This is a genomic window from Methylobacterium sp. CCH7-A2, assembly GCF_001557075.1.
Classification (GTDB): domain Bacteria; phylum Pseudomonadota; class Alphaproteobacteria; order Rhizobiales; family Beijerinckiaceae; genus Allobosea; species Allobosea massiliensis.
In genome coordinates this window covers 1-327 of sequence record NZ_LSKN01000081.1, presented here as the reverse complement: position 1 = coordinate 327, position 327 = coordinate 1, and the positions used below count along the sequence as shown (strand labels likewise).

At 63.9% G+C, this 327-nt stretch carries 1 pseudogene; it reads right to left on the bottom strand.

Annotation, left to right across the window (positions count from 1 at the left end):
* Positions 1-327: pseudogene (locus tag AX750_RS26405) on the bottom strand (AraC family transcriptional regulator); the annotation flags it as partial.

The window sequence follows — 327 nt, the reverse complement described above, 5'->3', positions numbered from 1 at the left end:
CTCCACCAGCATGCGACCGGCTGAGGTCTCGTGGGTCAGCTCGTCCCGGATGGCCAGGCCGAGTTGCTGAATTAGAGGGTCCCGCAAATCTGAGAGATAGCGGATCGAATCCGCGCGGATCCCATGATCGCCGTAGAGGTCTGCCAGCCCTGAGAAGCGCTGGGGCGGCAGGTAAATGTGCAGGATGTCGTCGAGCGGGGCTGAGATATTGATCTCGTCTTCGCCGACGCCAACCGGGCAGAGCCAAATTGCGCCACGCTCGACCGCTGTCCGCTGCCTCTGACCCGCTCCTTTGCGGCTGACGAGAGCGCCCTCGCATCGGCGCAG